The 363-nt window shown below is 53.2% G+C and carries 1 pseudogene; it reads right to left on the reverse strand.

Features of this window, described 5'->3' with window-relative positions:
• Positions 1-363, reverse strand: a pseudogene (locus tag ACYP03_RS24745) (hypothetical protein); the annotation flags it as partial.

Raw genomic sequence — 363 nt, forward strand, 5'->3', positions numbered from 1 at the left:
CTGGCTGCAGGTCTGCAGATTCCAGGCGGATCTTCTTATGCAGCTGGCGACGTTGACGGCGTTGTTTTACCTTCTCGGTCTTTGGTTGCTCAACGTTGTCTGTGGTCGCTTCAACGGTGTCAATTGCTTCTGCCGTTTCAGCTTGTTGCTGCTTTTCTTTTCGGCGTTGCTTTTGCACTTCATCGCGGCGTTGGCGCTTTTGCTCTTTGATTTCATCGTCAGCTAAGGTGCGCGGTGCAGCTGCTTTCACTGGCTTTTCAGCCTGAGCGTTACGGTCTTGCTTAGGACGCTCATTGCGGCGGCGTTGCTGACGCTGACCTTTTTCGCCAGCTTTAGTATCGCGTGAATCGCGATCGTCATCCT

The organism is Photobacterium sp. R1 (assembly GCF_054600795.1).